This is a genomic window from Cystobacter fuscus (genome assembly GCF_044360685.1).
Lineage (GTDB): Bacteria > Myxococcota > Myxococcia > Myxococcales > Myxococcaceae > Cystobacter > Cystobacter fuscus_C.
The window spans coordinates 235,179-259,134 of record NZ_CP043491.1; the positions used below are offsets into that span (position 1 = coordinate 235,179).

Below are 23,956 nucleotides of genomic sequence, written 5' to 3' on the forward strand. Positions count from 1 at the left end.
GTTGGTTTCCAGCCAGGGACAAGTGAGGCGGAGGCGAGCAGCCATAGCATGGGGGTGGGGAGCAGAACGCCGACGAGGACCGTGCCCAAGATGCGCCAGTTCATGGAGTGTCCGCCTCGAACTCACCGGAGCCTGGGGAGCACGGACTTCCTCCGCGCCCGGGACAGGTGCTCCTCGCCGCTGTGCGAGAAGTAGCGCGCCAGTTGCTCCCGGCCCTCGGCTCCTCGCTCCATCACGTACGCGAACTCGGCCGGCAGCAGCGCCTTCACCGTGACGAGCCTCACGTCTCCCTCTGGCAGCGCGAAGTGTCCGGGCAGCGTCCCCGACTCCACGCCCAACAGCACGCCCACCCGGCCCTCCTGGGTGACGAGCAACGTGGGCATCCGCTTGCCCGACACATCCAGGCAGAAGGGGCCCGCCTTCACCGCCTCGCGCACGGGCTCGCTCCGCGCCAGCTCATCACCCACCCGCTGCAGCAACTGCAGGGGCCAGTTCTTGTGCACCTCCTTCATCTCCGAGTCCGTCTCCAGCAGCAGCTCCAGGCCGAAGCCCACCGAGGGGGCCTCGCTCTCGGGGAAGGGATCCGACAGTCCGTCCGTCACCAGCAGGGTGTTGCCCCCGGCTCGGCGCAGGACACGCCAGGCCTGACGACTGCCCGGCCACGCTCCGTGGTTCACCAGGGGAATCCGCGCTTGTTCATCCACCACGCCCAGCGTGCGCCAGAAGTCCACGCGCGCCACCCGCGCTTGCTCGTGCCGCTCCCGCGCCTGGCGCCGGGTCTCCGCCGAGGCGCCAGCGCCGGTGCCCGGGCTCGGGGCCGCGGGCAGCTCCCAGAAGCGCAGGCCCGTGCCGCCCACCGCCTCCAGCGCCTGTTTCAGCTCCTCGGTGACGAGCAGCGTCTGCCACCCCCGCGCGCGGAACACCTGCGCGTCCCCCACCCGCGTGACATCCAGCCGCGGCGGACCCGAGCGGTGGCGCGTCTCCTCCCGCTCCACCCGCCGCGTGCACACCAGCAGGAAGAAGGGCTCGGGATGGGCCTCCACCTGCACGGGCAACAGCTGCGTGTCCCGGCTCGCCCGCTCGGCGAAGACGGCGGCCAGCCGCGCGCTGACGACCGGGATGCCCACGCCCGCCTCGGTGAAGTCCAGCGCCACGCCGTCATACGCCCGCAGCGGCAGGCTCAGTGGCTCCTCGCATGTGACGGGCTCGCCCGCCGTGAACAGCGACTCCGCCAACCGCTGGCCCCGTGCGTCCAGGGGCGCGTCCAGGTCCCAGCGCTCGGGGATGTGGAGGTCGTCAGTGAGTTCGAAGTACCGCTTCGACATGAGAGGCGCCCTGACAGTCCATCCGGTGGACTTTTGAAGTCATGGCGCGGATACCTACCAAAGAAGTCCAGCCCTCCGCGAGCACGAAGCGTGGAAACGCCACGGGGCGCGGCCCTTGCTGGCGCCGCGCCCCGCGGGTGAGCCCGCCGCTGCGCTCTACTTCGCGATCAACACCACGAGGCCCCGGGCGCACACGCCGTAGACGGTCTTCTCCCCGCCGATGAGCGTCTCACTGCCGGGACTCGCTACCTGGTCCGAGCCCTCGGCCCAGTTGCACGTGTCCGTCACCCGGTACCAGTTCTTGCCGGCGAAGGGCCAGGGCAGCGTGAAGTTCACCGCGCCGCTCCAGCCGTTGTACGCGACGTAGATGGCCGCGGCCGGGTCGCCGAACTCGGTGCCGTCGATGCGCCAGGCGAGGGCGTGGTTGTTGCCATCCGCCATGTAGGCCGAGTCCGCCACGAAGCCGTCCGGGCGGAACCAGCGCAGCTGCTCCATCACGTTGCCGTTGGTGTCCGAGCCGCTGAAGAAGTTGGCCGGGCGCAGCGCCGGGTGCGCCTTGCGGAAGGCGATGAGCCGCTGGGCGAACGTCTTGAAGTTCGTCTGATCCACCGTCAGCGCGTAGTTGAGCCAGTTGGCGCTGGAGTCCAGGTTGTAGGCGTTGTTGTTGCAGCTCTGGCTGCGCAGGAACTCGTCTCCGCCGTTGAACATGGGCGTGCCGGCGCTGAGCATCAGCAGCGCGAGGCCATTGCGCGCGGCCCGGCGCTGGTCCGCGCCCGCCCCGCCCTGGTCCCACGAGATGTTGTGGTCCTCGCCGCCGTCGGACGGGCCGTAGGGCCAGGCCTGGGTGTTGTTCTTGCTGTTGCAGCTGTACAGGTCCTTGAGGGTGAAGCCATCGTGGGCCACCAGGAAGTTGATGGAGTGGGCGGGCTTGCGGCCGTCATCCCCATACAGGTCCGAGGAGCCCGCCAGCCGCGTGGCCAGATCGCCCGGCGTCACGGTGGCCGAGCCGAGCTGGTTCTGGTCCTTGCGGAAGGTGTCGCGGTAGTAGCCGTTCCACTCGGCCCAGCCGCTCGGGAAGTTGCCCACCTGGTAGCTGTTGCCACCAATGGCCCACGGCTCGGCGATGAGGTCCGCGCCCGTGCCACCGCCCGGCGCGCGCGGCGACAGGTTGTTCCACACGCGGTTGAGGGCGTTGCCGCTGTCCATCTTGTCGTAGTTGAAGCAGCCGTGCTCGCACGTGTTGCCCAGCACCGACGCCAGGTCGAAGCGGAACCCGTCCACGCCCAGCTCGTCCTTCCAGTACTTGAGCGAGTGGATGATGAGATCCTGCGCCACGGGGTTGCGCGTGTTGAAGTTGCCGCCCACGCCCGTGTTGTCCCAGCTGCTCTGCTTGTCGTTGGTGAGGCTGTAGTAGGTGGGGTTGTCCAGGCCGCGGAAGGTGAGGACGTTGTAGGTGCTCGTGTCGGAGCTGCTCCACGAGCCGCCCTCGCCCGTGTGGTTGTAGACCACGTCGATGAAGACCTTGATGCCCTGGGCATGGAAGGCCTTCACCATCTCCTTGAACTCGCGCGTGGGGCCGCCGGGGCTGCGGTCCGAGGAGTAGCGGCGATCCGGCGCGAAGAAGTTGAGGGTCATGTACCCCCAGTAGTTGTCGTCCGTCGTCGTGGTGGGGGCCACGTCGTTGTCGTCGTTGTCCGTCTCCTGCACGGGGAGGAACTCGACGGCGGTGACGCCCAGCGCCGCGAGCGACGCGGCCTTCAGGCCCGCGCCCTTGTAGGTGCCCTGGTAGGCGGCGGCGATGCTCGAGTCGCCCTTGGTGAGGCCGCGCACGTGCACCTCGTAGATGATGTCGTCCTTGAGGGCGCGCGTGGGCTTGGTGCCATAGGTCGTGGTGTCCGGCGCGAGCACGATGCCCTTGGGCGCCTTGGTGCCGCTGTCCTTGGTGCGGTGGGTGGGGCCGGAGGCGAAGACGGTGCCGTCCGTGTTGCTCGGGTTGGTGGGGTCGTGGCTGATCTCCAGCGCGTACGGGTCCACCAGGAGCTTGTTGGGGTTGAAGCGGTTGCCTTGCGCGTCCACGTCCGAGACGAAGCCGGTGGAACTGCCCTTGGTCCACGAGGCGCTGTAGGGCCAGTTGGGGCCCCAGGCGCGATAGCCGTAGTACACGGTGCCGGCGACGCCAGCGCTCCGCAGCGCGGAGACGGGCACCGTCGTGCTCCAGACGTTGTTGGCGTTCTTGGTGAGGGTGTAGCGGGCCTTCTCCTGCTCGTTCAGGGCCGCGTTGTAGACGAAGACCTCGATGCGGGTGGCGCGCGAGGAGTAGACGCTGAAGGTGATGTTGCTCTGCGTCGCGTCGTACTGGGCGCCGAGCGTCCAGGACAGCCCTGCCTGGCTCACCTGGGTGTTGGAGGTGTCGGGTGTGCCGGGCTCGGGAGGCGGCGGGGTGCCGCAGGACAGGACGGTGCCGGCGGCGAGCAGGGCCCGCCAGGGGAGGCGGTTCGAGGAAGGAAGCTTCATGGTGGAACTCCCGGCGCGGCGGAGGGGTAGGCAGGCAGCGGGCCCGCGCCTGCCCGCGTCCCATTCTCCTGCACACCCCTGACTCGGGAGTCAATCCAGAGGGACCACGGCTCGGGAGAGGTGATGGCCAGCGCGCACTGGGGACGCGCCGCGTCGTCACTCGGGGTCGCTGGTGGTCCGGGAGGGTGGGGGCGCCACGTGCGTCACCACGGCACTATGCCAGTCGCTCCACCCTGCCGATCCAGAGCGCTGGTGGAATATCGTAGGCCCCTTCGACCACGTCCGTGGCCGCGGAAGTGAGCTGCGCGGGGGTGAGCTGCCGTTGCATTATGTCCAGAACATACTCTCGCGCGACGAAGCAGGAGTCTTCCGACCAGCCATCCACGAGTTCTGCTTGGTGCCACCACTTCCATAGTGGCCAGCTGACACGGCGCCCATCCCAGAACCAGCACATCTCCTGATCCATCCCCCCCGTTACCTCGCTCAGCAGCCGCGGCATGTCCCGCCTGGGGCTGCGGATCCCACTGGCTTGGAGCCCATGGACCCCCGGTATCAGCGGTAGGAACTCCCTGAGCTGGGACAGAAAGGAGCGCTGGGCCGGTGACAGTTCCTCACGCGACAGGAACTCCCTGCGCCCTGAGCACTCGCCGAACATTTGCTCGACGAGTCGCTCTCCAATGATTTCAAACTCGCTCCACTCCTGGAAAACGCCCTCGTCAGGCTCTGGCTGTTCCTTCCAGTAACGGAGCGCCTCGAGCATCAGCTGGGGGATGGACTCGTTGGCCGTCTGGGTCAGGACGAGTGCTTCGGCAACCAGACCAGCGGGAGACCCGTCACACCAGGGAAAGATGTCCACATCCAACCTGTGTGCCCGCAGCGCCCTGCGCACGGAGTTCGCGCGGAGAGCCAGGACTTGTTCAGGCTCTAGGAGCAGGGATGCCACTGTCCCGACGGCGCCGTCCAGCAGCGGACTGGCCGCCCAGTCTCTCAGAGGCATGTTTTCGAGCTGACCAGGCTCCATGTGCCTGGCCAGGAGAACGGCGGAGAGGATCATCACCGCACGCACCGTAGGGTCCTCCTCGGCAGCAAGCGCCGCGAGGAGCGACTTCAACGAAGCCTCATCGCGCGTTCCAACCAACCCCAGGACGCGCGCGGCGTGGGCGCGAGTCCGCGCATCCGTGCTTCCGAGTAACCCTCGAAGATGCGGAACGTGCTGCACTAGCAACGCTTGGAGCTGCTCCGAGAGTTGGTCGTACTCCCGCGCCCAGCGGAGGGTCTCTCCCGAGAGAGGAGGCCGCTTTCCTGCGAACTCCTTCCGCCTCGGCACGAAGCCGAAGGCCTCGCGAAACATCCAAGAAGACTCCAGGAGCTGTTCCACGGCTTGGAGCGCCAACCAGTGGTGGACCGGCTCCCTCAATGCGGCGAGTTGGAGCAAGAACCGCGCGGCCGGAACGGCACTCGGTGCGAGCACCTGCTGGTGGCACACGTGACCCAGCACCATGCCGATCGCTTCGCGTGCCGTATCCTCCTCTCGAGATGAGGCCGCTAGCAGGTGGGAGGCCATCTCGAAGGAGGGTCCATAGGCACCCGGGAACTCGGACCAGCTCACTTCTCTCAGGTTGGCCTCATAGGTGTTCTTGTTCATGAATCCTACCCGCACACCCGCTTGGGATATTTCTCGATCTTGTCTTTGTACATATATATTATTTCGATTTCGTACTTCTTGGCGAATTTGTCAAGACCGTCACCGCACAAATCGCAGGGAGGAATGGGAGGGAGCTTCTTTCCCTCGCCGAGTGATTCGATGACCAAGACATCTCCTTTTTGGAGTTTCTGGTTCTTGAGGTGATCCATCAAGAGGTTCTCGCTGTCTCCCTTTCGGCCAAAGCCACTCGCAGACATTCCATTCCTGCCAGAGCCATCGTTGTTCTTCCAGTACGGCCTTCCGGTTTCAGGATGGATGATGTCTGACTTCTCGTTTCCGCGTACCAGCCAGGCCCGTACCGTATGCAGCCCGAGGGGATCCTGCTGCCAGAGCACATCTTCCACATAGGCGTACAGGTGAAGCCCTCCGGACCAACGCAGGGGGTCCTGGGAGATGTAGGCGCCCAGCTTTGGATCGAAGTAGCGATGCCGGTTGAACAGCAGGCCCGTTTCTTCATCCTCGTATTGCCCTGGCCACCGCCAGGGGCAGTCCATTGGCTCGCCTGTATCGATATGTGCGGTCGCGCCAATGTCGATATGCATTCTCCAGACGAGCCGGCCCTGCTCATCATACATTTCCGAGGGGGTGCCAAATGGGTCGCTGACGATGCTCCAGTGCTGGCCCCCTCGCTCCTTGGCGAGGGGCGAGAACACCTCGGGCTCCCAGTACCAGGTGGTCATCCCCTGCACCGAGGAAAGCTCATGGATGACGAAGTGCCCATCCCAGACGAAGTGGCAATCACTGAGTAGGGACTCACCGCCATCCCGCGAGATGTGGACAAGCGACTTCCGGGTGCGCCTTGCGAAAGCATCATACTCGAAGCGGACACAATGCCCGTCCGGACGCTCGACTTCACGCAGCAGGCCATTGCCGCTCCAGCGGTATCGCCAAGTAAGGCCATCCTGCTCATGGCGCTCGATGAGATTTCCATCTTCATCATGAACGTACCGCACACCATCCGCTTCCTTGAGGATGCCCCCACGCGCGTAGCGTCGGTCGCTCCCGTCAGGAGTGTGGTGGATGTTGCCGATCGCATCCAGCATGCGATGAATGCGGCCCTTGGAGGGGTGGTGTTGCGTGACCAGCCGGCCGCGCGTGTCGTGCTCGTAGTGGGTTGTACCCCGGACCGCATCAATGATGGCCGAAAGCTGGCTCTCTCCCCGCCACAGAAAGGTGAGCGAGTCTTGATTCAGATGCGTGGAACCAGGAACTGTCACGTTGCGCTTGCTGGGTCTGCCCGAGCGATCTCGTTCCCACTGAACGAGTACACCCCCTGGCATCCGTCGCATGCTCTCCCGGCCGAACGGGTCTCTCTGGATGGTGATGGCGAAGGCTCCAGGTCCTTCTGCCGTTGGCCCCATCCTGAGCGATGAAACGTTTCCTAGCGGATCGCGACCGATGAGCGCCCGGGCACCCAAAGAGGTTTCAACTCGTTCCCGCTCGCCATCCGCTCCGTAGTGCGAGGCGACCCACAGGTCCTCCCTGGTTTCCCGTACCACCCTTCCAGCGGCATCCCGCTCGAGCAGGATTGCAACCCCATCGCTGTTCGCACCAACCACGAGCCCATCCGCGCGAAGCAGGAACTCCACCCCCGAGCCATCCGAATGCGCAATGCGCGTGATGCGTCCCGCTTCGTCGTATTGGAAGGAGCTGCTCCGGCCACTGGGCAGCAAGGACCTGGACACGCGGCCCGCCCTGTCCCTTTCATAGTGACGCGTGCGGCCGTCAAAACCTGTCTCGGAAATGAGCCGTCCGCAGGAATCGAAAGAAAAGGAGCAGCTCTCTCCAGCCTCATTCTCGACGGCGATGAGCTGTCCCTCCGGATCATACGAGAAGCCCAGACGCCCACCCATCTCCTCACGTGCTACGATTTTGTGGAGATTCCCGTACGAGAACCGGACATGCCGTGTCGCATCACGAACTTCAAGGAGATTGGCCTCGGCATCATAAGTCCGCTCTTGGAGGCCCCCCGACTTGGAACGTACACGCCGCAGCCGCCCCGCCAGATCGTACTCGAAGTGAGTCTCCGCTTCGAACCCCTCTGAAATCAGCTCAAGCCGACCCAGGCGATCATAGGCGTACCGTGTCGTCGCCCCAGTCGGATCCTGAATATGCGAGACATTCCCTTGAGAGTCGTGCTTGATCGTGGTGCGGCGTCCCCCGGGCCTCTCGATCCACGCCAGCATTCCGTCAACCCAGCCGAGGCGAGTCACCTCCTTCACCGGGTTCGTCATCTCCGTGAGGTTCCCAGTGGAATCATATGACCAATACCAGGCACCCCCCATGGAGTCGATGGCGCGCACCGGCTGGTTGAAGGAGTTGTAATCAAGGCAGACGACCGCATTGGTGGGGCTGGTGATTCGGGATCTATTCCCTCGTGCATCATGCTCATAGTGGCTGGTGTTTCCGAGGGGATCCACCTCGGCTGTCAGACGCAGCGATTGGTCATGAGTATACAGCCATTCCTGGCTGTATGGATCCACCTTCCTGGAGACGACCCCTTGGCCATTGGAGTGGTACGTTGTCGTGTGGCCCAATGAGTTGGTGACCTCGGTGATGCCACCCGTCTTGTCGTAACGCAGACGATGGTCGTAGATGCCGCCGTCGCCCCAGGTGCGAACGCACCATGCGTCCGGCCCCTGTCCGTCATACTCGAAGTGGAAGGAGAGCCCCGTCCTGTCCGTCTCCCGTACCAGGAGCGCGCCCTCGTAGGCGTAGCGCATGGCCTGGTCCAAGGCGTCTCGCGCCTCTATCAGATGGCCCACCTCCGAGTACACATAGCGGTTGTGCGTCACCTGGGTTGGCTCGCGTGGATGCGGCAGCGCTACCCGGATGAGGCGTCCGGCCGTGTCATTCTCGAAGAGCACCCGCCGGCCCGCGCTGTCCTTCACCCACCGCAGACGGCCCTGCCCGTCGTATTCGTACTCCACCGAGTGACCCGCCCGGTTACGTGTGCGCACCACCCGGCATACGCCCGCCTGCCGCTCCCCGGGTAGCAGCCGCAACACGTGTGTGAGGCCATCCGCCGCTTCCACCTCCCAGCGCAGCTCGCCCACCCGAAGCAGCGTCAGCCTGTCCGTGGGCTCGTGGAGCTGCGCGCCCACGGGCATCCGCTTCCTGGGAAAGCCCGTGGTGTCGAACTCGAGCTCCCGTCCATCCTCCGCCCGATACACCACCCGCCCGTCTTCCTCCCATACCGCCAGGTCCAACGAGTGGCTCCACCCGTACCCCATCGCCGTGTCCCGCCACCCCAGGCTGGAGGAGTAGTGGCGGGTGAATCGCAACGGAATGGGCCCCGGCAACTCCCAGTCCGTCGCCTCCGTCACCACCCGCCCCGTCACCACGTCCACCGGGTGCCCCGTCAGAGTGCAGATGGCCTTGTGCACCCGGTCGCGGGCACGCTGGCTCATCCCCAGCTTGTCCATGACGCTGGCCGCCTTGCGGTGGATGCGGTCCGACAGCGCCTCCATCCTCCGGCTGCCCTTCTGCACCCGGCGCAGCTTCTTCAGTCCCTTGAGCAATCCCCCCATCGCCAGCTTCATCCCCAAGCCCATCAGGGAGATGGTGGGCGGCCCTCCCACGAAGACCGGAGGCCCGGCGGGAATGGACAGCGCGATGGACAAGGGCAACAGCAGCGTCTTCGCCCCCGGCCCCTTCTTGCGCGGCGGCGAGGGCATCCCGATGTCCTGACAGCTCAACACCGGCAGCAGCATGTAGGTGAAGGGCTCGTCCTCCACCACCACGGTGGAGCTGCCCATGAACGTCTCGTTCTCGTTGCCCGGCGGTTTGGCGAACACGCCTCCAATGGGGAAGTGCGGCGGCAGTGTGCGCCCGCCCGTGCCCGCCTGTGCCCGGGGCAGCCCGTTCACCTTCACCGTCGCCCCAATCAGAGGCAGGTAGTCGAACGGGTCGAACACGATTCCGATATGCGGGTGGGGAATGGGCACCACCGCCCCGGGCGGGGTGATGATGAAGTGGATGTCCACGCCCAGCACGGGGTCCAGGTGCTTCACCGCGAGCATCACCGACCTCCCGCGGCCGGAGTCTCCGGCCGCCAGTCCTGGCCCAGCACCGATTCGACTTCCAACTCCATCTCCCGGGCCGCCCGAGGCCCCCGCCGCTCGTGGCTCAGCCGCACCAGCGCCTCCGCCACGTAGGGCAGCGTCGAGGTCTCCCGCGTCCCGGCGTCCAGGGTCCGGCCCACCTCCCACGCGCGCTGGCCGTGCTCCCACGCCCGCTCCACTTCCTTCTGGAGTTCGCAGCACCAGCTCGCCATCCGCCAGCACTCCAACTCCATGCGTGCGTCCTTCAACGCGCGCGCCAGGGGCGCCGTCTCCTCGTACAGCGTCGCCGCCTGGGCGTACTCCTGCGCCGTCACCCGCGCGGCGCCTTGCGCCAGGCGCGCCTTGAGTCGCAGGGGCGTGCCCTCCGGCTCACCTTTCGCCTCCGCCTGCTCGGCCGCCGCCTCCGCCTGACGATAGTGCTCGAGCGCCTCGCGCGGCCGCTGCGCTCCCAGGTGTGCTCCCCCCATCACGAAGCGCGCCGTCACCACCAGCGAGTCCAGCCCATGCGCCGCCGCCACCGCCACCGCCCGTGCCCCCAGTTGCTCCACCTTGTCCACGTGCCCCTTCGTCGCTGCGTTGCCCATCCGCACGAAGAGTTCCCGGAACTGTCCTCCCGGCGTGTCCACGTGCCCGGCCTCCCGCGACAGCTCCTCCAGCGCCCGCCCCATGTCCAACCTCGCCGGAATCGTCACCACCCGCTTGGGCAGCAGCTCCGCCAGCGGCTCCAGCGCCAGCGTCCTCGCGTCATCCAGCACCACCAGACGGACATGCGGGGCCTCCGCCTTCTCCACCGTGCGCCGCAACCACTCGCGCCAGGCGCCCGCGTCCGTCCCCCTCACCGGCAGCAGCACCAGGACGAGGTGCTCGCACAGGCTCTCGTAATGGCTGCGCAGGGACTCGCACGCGGCGAGGAAGGCTTCCTCGTCCGTCGCGCCCCCCTTCACCGGCGGACATCGCCAGCCCGGCAGGCCTTCCTCCTCCAGCCCGGCGCGGCTCTCCTCCTCCATCCGCACCAGGGCCTCGCGCAGTGCCCGCCCGTACCGTGCCGGCTCGTCGAAGGGCTCCTCCAGGCGCAGGAAGAGGTCCGGACACTCCCCGAGCCGCTCGTCCTCCTCCTTTCGCAGGAAGGCCTCCACCATGCGCACCTCGTCCGGCTCCACCACCCAGCGCAACAGGCGCGCCTCGGGAAGCTGGGCGAACTCCGTCCACTGGTCGTGCAGCACGTCCAGCCGTCGCTCCACCGCGTTCTTCTTCACCATGGGGCTTTCTCCGGTGCGTTCTGGCTCACCCGCCGTCCGCGGGCGTGGGCTCGGTGGGCTGCGCGTCCGCGGGCTCCTCCGGCTTGACGGGTTTCACGCCCTGGCCATCGAGCGCCGCGCCCCCGCTGTTGAGGTTGAGCACCGTCCCCATCACCGAGATGCTGGCCTGATTGAGGGTGATGAAGTTGGCCCCCACCTTCAACGTCAGTCCCTGGGTCGCTTCGATCACCACCGTGGGGGCGCTCAGGTGGATTTCATTGCCCGCCGACAGCGCGTGGTTGATGCCCACCTTCACCTGCAAGTCATTGCCGAGCGTGATGGACCAGGTGTCCCCCACGTGCTCGTTGCGCTTGCCGGTGATGGTGAGGTGGCTGTCCGCGTCCACCTTCTCCTTGCGGCTCGCCTTGACGTGGATGTCCTGGTTGCCCGCCCCATCGATGCCGCCCACCAGAAGCTTCGCGTCCCCGCCGATGTGCTCCTGACGGTGGCGGTTCACCTTCAGGCTCTGGTCCCGCTTCACCCACTCGTTCTGATCCCTGCCGATGCTCTGGTGTCTGTCGTGGAGGATGTCCTCCAGGGAGTCGTTCTTGACGTGCACGTCCATGTTGCGCTGGGCGTGCATGAACACCTGCTCGGCGCCCTTCTTGTCCTCGAAGCGCAGCTCGTTGAAGCCCCCTCCGCCCGGTGACGAGTTCGTCCGGAGGCTGCTCTTCGTCTTCTGGTCCGGCAGGGGATGGGGCGGGGGGTTGACCCCGTTGTACACGCGTCCGGTGATGAGCGGACGGTCCGGATCGCCCTCGATGAAGTCGACGACGACCTCCTGGCCGATGCGTGGAATGAACATGCCGCCCCAGGACTCACCGCCCCAGGGCTGGCTCACCCGCACCCAACAGGAACTCCTGTCGTCGTGCTGGCCCTCCCGGTCCCAGTGGAACTGGACCTTTATCCGGCCGTGCTCGTCGACGTGGATCTCCTCGCCCGCGGGGCCCACGACGATGGCCGTCTGGATGCCGCGCACCACGGGCCGCGGTGTGTGCCGGGGCGGCCGGAAGGGCACCTTCGCGGAAATACATGAGAAGGTATTGGCGTAGCTGAACGCATCGGAGGGCGCCTCCTCGTCCAGCACCTGCGGCTGGTGGCCCCGGTGTCCCACGCTCGTCAGCAGATAGCGGGTGTTGAAGTCACTCCGGGCATGCTCGGAGAGGGTGAAGAAGGCGCCGGGGAGCAGCCGTTCGCAATCACTCTCGCCCTGGCCCACCTGGCGCCGGGCCTGCAACTCCTCCAGCCGCAGCTTCGCGATGCCTCCCCCCTTGGCCGAGGAGCCTCGCGCCGGCTCCTGGTACTCGCCCGGATAGTCATACACCTCCAGGTCCGTGTCCCGCTCCGCCTCATGCCCGGCGTCCATGGCCAGTCGTGGCTTCTTGAAGTTGAAGTCGCGCAGGCTCACCCGCCCCGATTGAATCTCCTCCGAGAAGCGAAAGCCCAGAATCTGTTCCACCTCGGTGACGAGCCCACGCTCGTGGCGGAAGACGATCGCCTCGCCGCCCGCGATGGGTTGGCAGGCCCCCGGGGCATCTCCCATGACGAGCACGTGCTTGTCCTCGTGGTGCTCGAAGAAGTGGAAGATGCCGTCCTCCTCCATGAGCCGGCAGAGGAAGTCCCAGTCGGACTCGCGGTACTGCACGCAGTAGTTGCGAGGCTCATAGGTGCTGCTCAGCCGCAGCTCGAAGTGCTCACCGGAGACGCCCGCCCGGCGCAACACCTCCTGGAGGATGTCCGGGGTGGCGAGTTCCTGGAAGATGCGGCTGTCCCGCCGGTGCTGGAGGCGCCACACCAGGGGCACCAGCGTGGCCTGGTAGAGGGTGTAGCGCGGCTTGCTCCCCACCTGCTCGAAACGCGAGACGATGCCGTGCACGTGGCGAGGTGCCTGCTCGCCCTCGATCGTCAACAGGGCCTGCTGGCCCACCACGTCCGAGAAGCTCAACGCCGGATCCTCGCAGGCCAGCTCGAGCTGGAACTCATAGAGGTTCGACAGGTGCTCGTGTCCGGAGAAGCTCACGACACGTAGCGGCACCGCGCCGCCAGACACCTCGAACCGGAACAGGGACGTGCTACCCACCACGGCGGTACGTGCGACCATGAGCATGAACATATTTCACTGGAGGTAAATAGGGCAGGGATGAAATGGAGTCCCACGCGCGCACCCACGCGGTGCGGGTCGACTGCTAGGGTCGGGCACATGAGTGTCTTTCCCTCCGCCCTGCCCGAGCCCGACATCACCCCCTTGCGCGGAGGGCCCGTGTTGCGCTGGGGCGTGCTCGCGCCCGGCCGGATCGCGGGGGCCTTCGTCTGGGCGCTCCACCAGCACACCGACCAGCGCGTGCACGCCGTGGCCTCGCGCGAGCCCGAGCGCGCGCGGAGCTTCGCGGCGACGTATGGCATTTCACGGGTCCACGGCTCCTACGAGCAGCTCGTGGCGGACCCCGACATCGACATCGTCTACGTGGCCTCGCCCCACAGCGGGCACAAGGCGCAGGCCCTGCTCGCCATCGCCGCGGGCAAGCACGTGCTCGTGGAGAAGCCCTTCGCGCTCAATGCCGCCGAGGCCCGGGAGATCGCCCAGGCCGCGCGCGCCGCGGGCGTGTTCGCCATGGAAGCCATGTGGACCCGCTTCCTGCCGCAGACCGTGCTCATCGATCGGCTCCTGCGCGACGGCGTGCTCGGTGACCCCCGCCTCGTCGTGGCGGACTTCGGCGTCCGCTTCGACTTCGAGCCCGAGGGGCGCATCTTCAGTCCCGCGCTCGGCGGTGGGGCCCTGCTCGACCTCGCCGTCTACCCCCTGTGGTTCGCGCACTTCGTGCTCGGCCCGCCCGCTCAGGTGCTCGCGACGGGCGTGCTCGCGAAGACGGGCGTGGATGGGCAGACCGCGCTCGTGTTGACCACGGACTCGGGCGCGCAGGCGCTCGTGCACACCTCGCTCTTCGTCGACACTCCCAACGAGGCGGCCATCAGCGGCACGCTCGCTCGCCTCCAGGTGGAGTCGCGCTTCATCGCCCCCGGGGGCTTCACGCTCTCGTCCCCCCATGGAGAGAAGCGGCTGCGCTGGAGTGATTCCTCCGCCTTGAGCGGCAGCGGCGGCCTCGCCTACCAGGCCACGGCGGCCGCCCGGCACATCGCCGAGGGCCTCACCGAGTCGCCCTTGCATCCGCTCGCCCGCTCCATCGCCGTGCTCGAAACGATCGACGCGGCACGCCGTCAGGTTGGCTACGTTTCGTGAGTGGACGGGCCATGGGAGTGATGCGGATGGTGACGGACGTCGTGTTCGATTTCGATGGGACGCTGGTGGACTCGCGCGCGCTGGTCCTCCGGCTCTACAACGAGATCGCCCGGCGCAGGGGCTTCAGCCTGTTGACCCCGAGCAACCTGGAGGAGATGCGAGGCCTGCCGCTGCTCGAGCGGGGCCGACGCCTGGGGGTGTCTCCCTTTCACGTGCCGGGGCTTGTGGGCGAGTTCCTCCAGAACTACCGCAAGGAGTTGTCCGGGCTCGGCTTCTACGAGGGCATCCCCGAGCTGTTGAGCGAGCTGCGCGCCCGGGGGTTGCGGGTGAGCATCCTGTCCTCCAACGAGGAGTCGAACATCCGCGACGTGCTGCGGCGGCACGGCGTGGAGGACTGGGTGGCGGGCATCCAGGGCGGCAGCCGCGTCTTCGGAAAGGCCCGGCCGCTGCGAGCGCTGATGAAGCGGCGTGGCCTGTCGCGCGAGCAGCTCGTCTACATCGGAGACGAGCGCCGGGACGTGGAGGCGTGCCGGCAGGTGGGCGTGAGGATGATCGCCGTGTCGTGGGGCTTCGACTCCCTCTCCGCGCTGCGGGAAGCCGGCGCCGAGGTGATCGTCGACTCCCCGGCGCACATCCTCGACCATCTGGAGCGCGCGCCGACGCCCTGAGGCGGGCCATGCTAGCGAGACGGGCGTGATGGCGCCGTGACGGGTCAATGCAGTTGACGCGCTTGAGAAGGAGTGGAGATAACGCCGCGTCTGCTTCCGCGGCGCACGCCGCTGCTTTCACTCTCAATCGGGGGGATTGTCGTGTCACGGCACTTGTACTCTTTGCTTGTCGTTTGGATGGTGGTGGGGACTGCCTGCCAGTCTGGGAATGGGCCCCAGCCGCCTCCGCCCAACCCACCCGCGCAGCCCGTAGCGCCCTCGGCCCCGGGGCCGGTGGAGGCCGTCGCCGAGGTGGGCGGCGCCACGCTCACGTGGAGCGCCCCGGCGGCGCAGGAGGGTGGAAGCCCCATCACCGGCTACCGGGTGGACAGCGAGCCCCGGGAGGCCACGCTGGCCGTCCAGCTCGAGGCAACCACGGCCCATGTCACGGGCCTGCACGCGGGGGTCACCTACCGCTTCTCCGTGGCGGCGGTGAACGTGGCGGGAGCGGGGCCGGCCACCTCCTCGGCGGCCGTCACCCTTCCCGACGTCCCCGGCGCCCCCGCCCTGCTGTCCGCGAGGCGTGGCGATGCGCAGGTGGAGGTGACGTGGAAGGAGCCCGGGTCGGACGGAGGGCGTCCCATCACCGGCTACCTCGTCACCGCGCATCCCCAGGGCGTGCGGGTGAAGGTGGAGGCCGAGGCACGCTCGGTCGTGGTGGGTGGGCTGAGCAATGGCGCGCCCTCCACCTTCACGGTGCGCGCGCTCAATGCCGTGGGGGAGGGACCCGACTCCCCCGCTTCGGTGCGCGTGGTGCCCGCGACCGTGCCCTCGGCGCCCACGGAGGTGAAGGCCACCGCGGCCATCCGCGAGGCCACCGTCACCTGGGGCGAGCCCGCGAGCACCGGCGGGCTGCCCGTGGAGGAGTACGTGGTGACGGTCGAGCCAGGTGGCACGCGCCTGCGCCAGGGCGCCGAGGCCCGGAGCGCCACGGTCACCGGGCTGAGCAACGGCACCGAATACACCTTCACCGTGACGGCGAGGAACGAGGTGGGCGAGGGCTCCGAAGCGAGCGCGTCCAGGCAACGCACGTGGGATGTGCCCCTCGCCCCCGGCGTGGTGAAGGCCACCGGGGGCGTGCGCTCGGCCACGGTCTCCTGGGAGGTCCCCGCCGGGGACGGTGGCTCCGCCATCACCGGCTACACCGTGGAGGTCCACCCCACGGGCACCCGCGTGCAGGTGGGCGCGCAGACGCGTGAGGTGACGCTGCCGGAGCTGCCCAGCACGCGCGCCTATACCTTCACCGTGTCCGCCACCAACGCGGTGGGAAGCGGTGCCGTGTCGTCCGCTTCATCCGCGGTACGGCCCCTGCCGACGCCCGTGCAGGTGACGGCCCTCACGGTGCCCTCCTCCCAGGAGGGGTGCCTCTCCCTCTCCTACACACTCCGTCAGCAGGACGGGGAGCGCGCCGACGTCATCGTGGAGGTGGACACGAAGGCAGACGGCTCCTTCCAGCGCGTCACCCAGGCAGGCTCCACCGACCACGAGGGCCTGCTCGCGCGCGCCACCTCTCCGGCGGGCGCCCCTCACCGCTTCCTGTGGAACCGCGCCGTCGACGTGCCCGGTGCCACCTCGGCCCGCGTGCGCGTGAGTGCCCGGGTCGGCGGCACCGGGCAGGACTCGAAGACGGTGGCGCTGTCCCTGCCCGCCGCCGGTCTGCGTTGCGAGCAGCGGATGGACACCGGCCGCGTCAGTACGCTGCGGGCCCATCCCCGTTCGGGCGCGGTGGGAGACTTCGACCGGGATGGCAAGCTGGACCTCGCCATCGTCCCAGAGCCCTACAACTCCACCCTGGTGCTGTTGATGGGACTGGGCAACGGTGGTTTCCAGCCGGCCCGCGAGCACGAGCTCGGCTCCTTCGTGGGGGCGAACACCCAGCTCGTCGCCGCGGACCTGGACGGGGACGGCTCGTTGGACCTCATCTGGACGGGCATGTACCCGGGCCTGAGCGTGGCCAGGGGCCTCGGCAATGGCGCGTTCGACACCGCCCGCGCCTATCGCCTGGGACTCAGCTCGTGGAACGAGAACACGCACCAGGGGGTCGCCGTCGCCGACTTCGACCGCAATGGCACTCCCGACGTGGCCGCGGTGGCGGGTGATGGCACCCTGGGTCTCCTGTTGAACCAGGGAGACGGGACGCTCGGCGACTTCAAGCCCCTGGGAAGCGTGGGCTCCTCGGGCGCCAGGCTCGCTCTGGCCGACCTCGACGAGGATGGCCACCCGGATCTGCTGGCCGCGGGCAGCGGTGCGGCCTTCGCCGTGCTGTCCAATGGGGAGGGCCCCTCGCGCATCCAGCAGGTGCGGGGGGTGTTCGGGACGCACGACCAGGTGCTGGGGGACTTCGACGAGGACGGCCATGTGGACCTGATCACCGCCACGGTGCGGGACGACACCACCCAGCTCTCCCTCTTCCGGGGAGACGGCCTGGGCGGCTTCTCCGCGGGGCAGCACGTGGCCACGCTCCAGGATCACACCTTCTTCTGGGAACATGCCTCCCTGGCGGCGGCGGACCTGGACGGTGATGGCCAGTTGGACCTCGCGGTGAAGGTCGAAGAGGACAACACCCTCGCCCTGCTGCGGGGACTGGGGGATGGAACCTTCGCGCCCGGCCCGCGGCTGCCCGCGGGACGCAGGCCCTACTTCGTCACCACCGGAGACTTCGATGGGGACGGCGTGTCCGACGTGGCGACGCTCCAGAAGGTAAGCGACGACGTGCGCGTGTGGCACGGGGGCCCGGGCCGCACGAGCCGGGCGCTGCCCACCGGGCCTGGCGGCCACTTCGGCACGGGAGACTTCAATGGGGATGGCTGGACGGATGCCGTCTCCTCCACGGGGCCGGGCCTGGAGCAGGTGGGGGTGAGCCTCGGTGGCCCCGGGGGCCTGTCGCCTCGGCCAGCCGTGGCGGTGGGGTCCCTCGTGCACGGGCTGCTGGTCGCGCGTGTGGACGCGGACGCGGCGCTGGACGTGGTGGTGATGCGCGGTTCCACCGACGGGACCGTGGGGATCCTCCTGGGCAACGGCGACGGCACCCTGCGTCCCGGCCCCGATCTCTCGCCTGGTGGAGTAGCGATCCACGCCGACGCGGGCGACGTGAATGGGGACGGAAGAGTGGACCTCGTCTTCTACACCCGGCGCGACGAGGGCACCTACTACCTGAACGAGGTGCGGCTGCTGCTCGGCCGGGGGGATGGCACCTTCGAGCCTCCCGTCGTCCTGAGTGCCGGAGACAGCCCGATACGAGCGGTTCTGGGAGACCTGGACCACAACGGCACGCTGGACCTGGTGGTGCCGCAGGGGTCGTATGGCCAGGTCACGAAGGTGTTGATGGGCCGCGGTGATGGCACCTTCACGGACGGACCCTCGTTGATGCTCGGGTATGACGTCTACCTGGACGCGCTGCGCCTGGCCGACCTGGACCACGACGGCTTCCTGGACGCCGTGTACAGCGTCCACGGCGCGGCCATGCCGTACAGCCTCTACGTGATGAAGGGCACCGGCACCGGTCAATTCGTCCGTGTCGGCACGTACCCCGCGGAAGGAAACTGCTACAGCCTGGACGTGGTGGACTTCGACCAGGATGGAGGGCGGGACGTGCTGTGCGCCAACCCGGGCATGGACTCGGTGTCCCTGCTGCGGGGCGTGGGCCAGGGAGTGCTCGCTCCGGCTCAGGTCTTCGGGGTCTACGACTACGCCGCCATGAATCTCGCGGTGCTGGACGCGAATGGGGATGGCCTGCTGGACCTGCTCCTCGGCAGTGGCCTGGGCCTCTTCGGGAGGAGCGCGCTGCTCCTCCAGCGCTGAACCCCCGGGGCCGGGGCGGGAGCCGCGCGGACGCGCCGCGGCTCCCCCCGCCCGGCTCAGTGCACCGGCCGCCGGCGCCCGGCCAGCCACGCCAGCAGGGCGAGCACGCTCCAGGCCAGGCCCGAGCCCACCGGAACGGTGGAGCAACCTCCCGGCTCCGCCACCCCGGGCAGCACGCGCACCGGGAGCGAGCACGTCGCGGTGTTCCCGGCTTCGTCGCGAGCGGTGAAGGTGACGGAGTGCTCACCCACCGCGAAGACGCCGCCGCCAGGCGGGTCCGCCACCACGGTGGGCGCGGGGGTGATGCCGTCCCGGGCGACCGCGTCCGGGAACGTCACCTGGGCGCCCCAGCCGGCCGTGGCCCGGACCTCCACCGGCTCGGGGCACGTCACCTGGGGCGCGGTGGTGTCCTGCACGGTGACGGTGAAGCGGCAGACGGAGGTGTTGCCCGCTTCGTCCCTCGAGGAGACGCTCACCCGGGTGGTGCCTCGCGGGTAGAGCGCGCCCGAGGCGTGGCTCGCCTCGAGCGTGGCCGCGGAGACGGTGTCCACGGCGGTGGGCGCCGGGAAGCTCACCGGGCTGCCCTGGGCGCTGGTGGCCTCCACCTGGACGTCCCCGGGGCACGTCAGCCGCGGCGCGGTGGTGTCCCGCACCGACACCCGGAAGGTGCAGGTGCTGCGCAGCCCGGCCAGATCCGTGGCGGTGACGGTGACGCGGTGGACACCGGGCGCCAGCGTGCTGCCCGAGGCGGGTTGGGACGTGAGCGTGGGCGCGGGCCGGACGCCATCCGAGGCCGTCGCGGGAGGGAAGTCCACGCGCGCGCCCTCGGGGCCGGTGGCCTCGACGGCGAGGTCATCCGGGCAGGCGAGCGAGGGCACCTGGGTGTCGCTGACGGTGACGACGAAGGAGCAGGAGGACGTGTTGCCCACCGCATCCGTGGCCGTCGCCGTCACGGTATGCGAGCCGAAGCCGAAGAAGCTGCCCGGCGCGGTGGAGAGTGTCACGTGCGGCGAGGCCATGCGCCCGTCGGTGGCCGTCGCGGACCGGAAGTCCACATGGGCACCCGCGGCCTCGGTGCCCTCCACCGTCACGTCGCCCGGGCAGAACACGGCCGGAGGCGTGGTGTCGCGCACGGTGACGTGGAAGGAGCAGGAGGCCTGGTTGCCGGCCTCGTCCGAGGCGGTCGCCGTCACCTCGGACGTGCCGAGGGGGAAGAACCCTCCGGAGGTCCGGCTGAAGGTGAGGGTGGGAGAGGCCGTGACGTCGTCGTGGGTCTCGAGGGCGGGGAAGGAGACGGGCGCGCCCGCGGGTTGGAGGGCTTCCACCACGAGGTCCTCGGGGCACGTCAGGGTGGGAGGCTCACGGTTGGTGAGGGCCGCGACCTCCAGCAGCCAGGGCTCCCGCCCGGTGTGCCCGTCGTCCGCGGCGAAGGCGACACGGTTGCCCAGCCGGACGAAGCCACGCGGCATCGAGCTGTGGGCGCCGGGGAAGAGATCCACCAGCCGGCGCGTGCCCTCCCGGGTGCCATCCGACAACCACGACTCGTTGCCGAAGCCCGGCGCGGATGCGGCGAAGAGCAACAGCCCCTCGGACTCGAGCCCGAACAGACGCGAGCCCTGGAGGAACCGGCGGTCATCGTCCTTGAAGGACGAGCCGGAGCCGGGATGGATGTCCGCCAACCGGAAGGTGCCCTCCGCGGTGCCGTCGCTGCGCCACGGCTCTCGCCCGCTGACTCCGTCCTCGGCGGTGAAGAAGAGCAGCCCGCCCACCGCCACGAGCTCCTTCGGCAACGACCCACCGGTTCCAGGCCAGAGGTCACCCACCCTGCGCGTGCCTGCGGAGGTGCCATCGCTCGTCCACAGCTCGGCGCCGTGCTCCGGGTCCGTGGCCACGAAGAAGAGGCGGCCCGCCGCCGCGGTGAAGCTGGTCGGCGCCACCGTGCCCGTCCCGGGAGGAGCGAGCACCGCGACGAGCACGGGCGCCTCCTGGGGCGCTCCCACGCGCCAGAGCCCCAGACCCACGTCCGTGGTGGCCACGAAGAAGAGCGCGCCGCCCACGTCCGTGAGACCCGACGGACTGGACGAGCCACTTCCCGGCATGAGGTCCGCCACCCTCGACGTGCCCTCGGGCGTACCATCGGTGCGCCACACCTCGCGTCCGCTGACCCCATCCTGGGCGGTGAAGTACAGCCACTGCCCCACGGGCGTGAACGAGCGGGGAGCGCTCGAGCCCCAGCCCGGCACGAGGTCCTTCACCACGCGGGTGCCCTCGGGCGTGCCGTCGGTGCGCCACAGCTCCTCGCCCATGCCGCTCGTCGTCCCGTAGAAGAAGACCTGTCCGACGGCCGTCTCGAGGGCTCCGGGATAGGAGCCCGTCCACAGCTGCACCACGTCCCCGGTGGCCGCCCCCGTCGTCTTCCACAGCGCGCCCGTGGAGCCATCGGTCGAGAAGATGAAGTCCGAGCCCAGGGAGGCCCACTCGGGCGGGGGCAGGTCGGCCCAGTCGGAGTCCAGGGTCATCACCGCGAAGGTGCCCGCCTCCGTCCCGTCCGTACGCCAGAGGGAGTCGGTGAAGATGGAGTAGGAGCCTCCCTTGTGCTCGCGCGCATGGAAGAACCAGAGGCCTCCCGCGGTACCGAGGAGGAGCGGGTTGGTGCCCCCGGCGATCCACCACTCGCGGTAGATGTCCTTCACGCGGACGGTGTTCCACGCCTGGCCCTGGGACTTCCACAGCTCGTAGCCGGAGTGGCCGTCGTCGGCCGTGAAGTACAGGGTGTCCCCGATGGCTGACAGGTAGTGGGGCCCCGACGAGGAAGACGCGCCCGGGGCATCCCTCGGGTCGATGTTGCGCACGAGCACCGTGCCCTGCTCCGTGCCATCGGTGCGCCACAGCTCCACGCCGATGGTGGGGTCCTCGGCGACGAAGTAGAGCTTGTCATCGACGGCCGTCAGCTCGCGGACCGCGGCATTCCAGTAGGCGGTGGTGCTCTTGTCCTGCTTGACGCGCACCGTGCCGGACACCGTGCCATCGCTGCACCACAGCTCGTCGAAGGAGGGGTAGCTCCCGGTGCCCGCCACGACGAAGAAGAGCCTGTTGCCCACGGCTGTCGGCGACACCAGCCCGTCGTTCGAATAGGACAGGGTGAACTCCTTGAGGCGCACCGTGCCCGGCGTGGTGCCGTCACTCCACCACAGGCTCCACTGGGTGGAGCTCTGCTCGACGAGGATGGCGAGCGCGCCCTCCACCCGGATCAGACTCATGTCCAGGGAGGAGGTGCCCTCGGGGTCGAGCCGGAGCACGGGCCGCGTCCCGGCCGCGCTCCCATCGCTCCGCCAGAGCCACTGGCCGGAGGAGTACGACTCCCGGGCGAGGAAGTAGAGGGCGCCATCGAGCGACACCAGCCCGGGCTCGCCCGGACGGAAGTACAACGGGTGCACCTCCGAGACGCGGACGGTCCCCGCCTCCGTCCCATCACTCGTCCACAGCCCGGAGCCGGTCGATTCGCCGTGAACGGTGAAGTACAGGCGGCCCGCGTGCACCACCGGGTTGCTCACCGAGCAAGACGATTCGCACACGGAGAGCAGGCGCGTGGTGACGCCGGTGGCCGGGTCGTACCGCCAGAGGGCGCGCGTGCCGTATTCGGTGAAGAAGTAGACGGCTCCGGCCAGTCCGGTGAAGCCCTTGGGGGAGGAGCCATCGGCCCCGGGTAGGAGGTCCGCCAGCCGGAAGGTGCCCTCGGGAGTCCCGTCGCTCCGCCACGGCTCGTCGTCCGACGAGGTGCTCCCGCCCGAGAAGTAGAGCAGCCCATCCACCTCGGTGAGCGCCCCCGGGCCGTGCGTGGACACATAGACACTGGCCACATGGACGGTGCCCTCGTCGGTGCCGTCCGTGCGCCACAGACCGACCCCCAGTTGCGCATCCGCCGCGGAGAAGTAGACGAACGGCCCCATGCGGACGAAGCCGGAGGGACCGGAGCCGGAGGTCGTGTCCTCCGCGGGATGGATGTCCCGGATGGGGCGGACGGGGCGGGTGTCGGCCGTCGCGAGCGCGGCTTGGGCCATCCGCGTCGGCGCCCGCGAATCCGCACCACCGCCAGGCGCACAGGCGGACAGCACGAGGCACAGGAACGCCAGACGCATGGGCGCTGGTTGCATCATCATGGTGTGTATTTCCCCCTCTGGAGAGCGCGGGCATTCCGGCCGGAGCGCGCTGGCGCCCTTCTACCGCAAGCGAGGGGCGGACGTTTAGCGAGGCAGGCGTGACGGCGCCGTGACGGGCAGGCGGCGCGGGGGACTGGAATCGAGACGTGAGGGCCCGGTGCGCGAGCGCCCTACTTGAAACGGCGGGAAGTTGGCAAGTGACCGCCAAAATAGGATGACCTGTTGACTTGACGTCCAGGGTCGGTAGGGTTCGTGCCACCATGCCAAGTCACCTGCCCGCCGATGTCCGGAAACGATTGGCCCAGAGGCTTCGGGGAACGCTGCGCACCGCCCGCCAGAGCGCGGCGCTCACCCAGGAGCAGATGGCGCGGCGGATCGGCCTGGCCACCTCCACCTACGGGCGTCTGGAGCGGGGGACATTGGCCCCGGGACCCGCCACCCTGCGTCAGCTCTGCGCGGCCCTGTGTCTCACCCTGGAGTCCCTCGTCGGCTCGCGGTGCGCCGACGCCGTCCACCGCGCCGAGCGTCCCTCCCGGCGCCGGCGTCCCGCGCGCCCGGCCGTCTCGCGCGTGCGCGCCCCCTCCCGCGCGGCGTACGCCCCGGCCCCACCTCTCGCGTCTTCTCTCTATCCGCTCGGCGGCACCGACCCCTGGCGCGTGCTCGCGGCTCCCCAGCCCCCGGCCCCCGAGGTGCTCGCGTTGCTGCTCGTGCGGCGCGGTACGCCCCTGGCCTTCGTGGTGGACATGGGATGAACCGGCGCTTCCTCTACTGTGTCCTCCAGGGCTCCGCCTTCTCTCCCGCCCGCGCCGCCGAGCGCACCGGGCTCGTACTCGTGGACGCGAACGAGCCCGGGGACGTTCCTCCCTCGGGGCGCTACGCTGGCAAGGCCCTGGCCGACGGCAGCGCCCTGCTCGTGTTGCTCGATGATGACCTCATCCCCGGCGGCTCCGTCCTGGAGCCCCTGCGGGAATTGAAGGCCGCGCTGCCAGGCCTCCGGGCGCTCGGCGCCACCCAGGTCACCCTCTCGCTCGTGGTCGCCTGGACGGGGGACTGCCACTTCTCGTTGTCTCCCGGGGAACTGGCGGAGATCGCCGCGCTCGGGCTCCCGCTGGAGGTGTCCTGCCATCCGGCCGCGACGTAGCCC

12 protein-coding genes and 1 pseudogene are annotated in these 23,956 nt (G+C 68.8%); 5 read left to right on the forward strand and 8 right to left on the reverse strand.

Annotated elements, in window-relative coordinates:
- Positions 1–122 precede the first annotated feature (122 nt).
- The 7 genes and pseudogenes from F0U63_RS00995 to F0U63_RS01025 all read right to left on the reverse strand — a co-directional run bounded on the left by F0U63_RS00995 (position 123) and on the right by F0U63_RS01025 (position 13,013).
- The gene (locus F0U63_RS00995) at positions 123–1,325 is read right to left on the reverse strand and encodes a hypothetical protein (RefSeq protein ID WP_395842746.1); all 1,203 of its coding nucleotides are present in this window, start codon (positions 1,323–1,325) and stop codon (positions 123–125) included.
- A 156-nt stretch (positions 1,326–1,481) separates the two neighbouring features.
- Positions 1,482–3,839: a glycogen debranching protein gene (locus F0U63_RS01000; protein WP_395842748.1), complete on the reverse strand. Its 2,358-nt coding sequence runs from the start codon at positions 3,837–3,839 to the stop codon at positions 1,482–1,484.
- A gap of 214 nt (positions 3,840–4,053) precedes the next feature.
- Complete coding sequence (locus tag F0U63_RS01005; protein WP_395842750.1) at positions 4,054–5,484, reverse strand: HEAT repeat domain-containing protein; 1,431 nt, start codon at positions 5,482–5,484, stop codon at positions 4,054–4,056.
- A 5-nt stretch (positions 5,485–5,489) separates the two neighbouring features.
- Positions 5,490–9,302, reverse strand: coding sequence for a DUF6531 domain-containing protein (locus F0U63_RS01010; RefSeq protein WP_395848553.1), 3,813 nt, complete (start codon positions 9,300–9,302; stop codon positions 5,490–5,492).
- Positions 9,303–9,430: 128 nt separating this feature from the next.
- Positions 9,431–9,514: pseudogene (locus tag F0U63_RS01015) on the reverse strand (hypothetical protein); the annotation flags it as partial.
- Between the two features lie 51 nt (positions 9,515–9,565).
- Positions 9,566–10,867, reverse strand: coding sequence for a hypothetical protein (locus tag F0U63_RS01020; RefSeq protein ID WP_395842752.1), 1,302 nt, complete (start codon positions 10,865–10,867; stop codon positions 9,566–9,568).
- A gap of 25 nt (positions 10,868–10,892) precedes the next feature.
- The gene (locus F0U63_RS01025; RefSeq protein ID WP_395842754.1) at positions 10,893–13,013 is read right to left on the reverse strand and encodes a type VI secretion system Vgr family protein; all 2,121 of its coding nucleotides are present in this window, start codon (positions 13,011–13,013) and stop codon (positions 10,893–10,895) included.
- Between the two features lie 93 nt (positions 13,014–13,106).
- On the opposite strand from F0U63_RS01025, the gene F0U63_RS01030 reads away from it, so the two are divergent.
- From F0U63_RS01030 to F0U63_RS01040, 3 genes are all read left to right on the forward strand, one after another.
- On the forward strand, positions 13,107–14,144 hold the full coding sequence (locus F0U63_RS01030; protein ID WP_395842756.1) for a Gfo/Idh/MocA family protein: 1,038 nt from the start codon (positions 13,107–13,109) through the stop codon (positions 14,142–14,144).
- A 26-nt stretch (positions 14,145–14,170) separates the two neighbouring features.
- Positions 14,171–14,812: an HAD family hydrolase gene (locus tag F0U63_RS01035; protein WP_395842758.1), complete on the forward strand. Its 642-nt coding sequence runs from the start codon at positions 14,171–14,173 to the stop codon at positions 14,810–14,812.
- A 177-nt stretch (positions 14,813–14,989) separates the two neighbouring features.
- Complete coding sequence (locus F0U63_RS01040) at positions 14,990–18,652, forward strand: FG-GAP-like repeat-containing protein (RefSeq protein WP_395842760.1); 3,663 nt, start codon at positions 14,990–14,992, stop codon at positions 18,650–18,652.
- A gap of 56 nt (positions 18,653–18,708) precedes the next feature.
- Here F0U63_RS01040 and F0U63_RS01045 read toward each other — a convergent pair whose 3' ends face one another.
- A complete protein-coding gene (locus tag F0U63_RS01045; RefSeq protein WP_395842762.1) occupies positions 18,709–22,812 on the reverse strand; it encodes an ELWxxDGT repeat protein in 4,104 nt (1,367 codons plus the stop codon).
- Positions 22,813–23,108: 296 nt separating this feature from the next.
- Between F0U63_RS01045 and F0U63_RS01050 the strand changes: the two genes are divergently transcribed.
- Both F0U63_RS01050 and F0U63_RS01055 read left to right on the forward strand, forming a co-directional pair.
- On the forward strand, positions 23,109–23,564 hold the full coding sequence (locus tag F0U63_RS01050; RefSeq protein WP_395842764.1) for a helix-turn-helix transcriptional regulator: 456 nt from the start codon (positions 23,109–23,111) through the stop codon (positions 23,562–23,564).
- On the forward strand, positions 23,561–23,953 hold the full coding sequence (locus tag F0U63_RS01055; protein WP_395842766.1) for a hypothetical protein: 393 nt from the start codon (positions 23,561–23,563) through the stop codon (positions 23,951–23,953). The genes F0U63_RS01050 and F0U63_RS01055 overlap by 4 nt, the downstream gene beginning before the upstream one ends.
- Positions 23,954–23,956 lie beyond the last annotated feature (3 nt).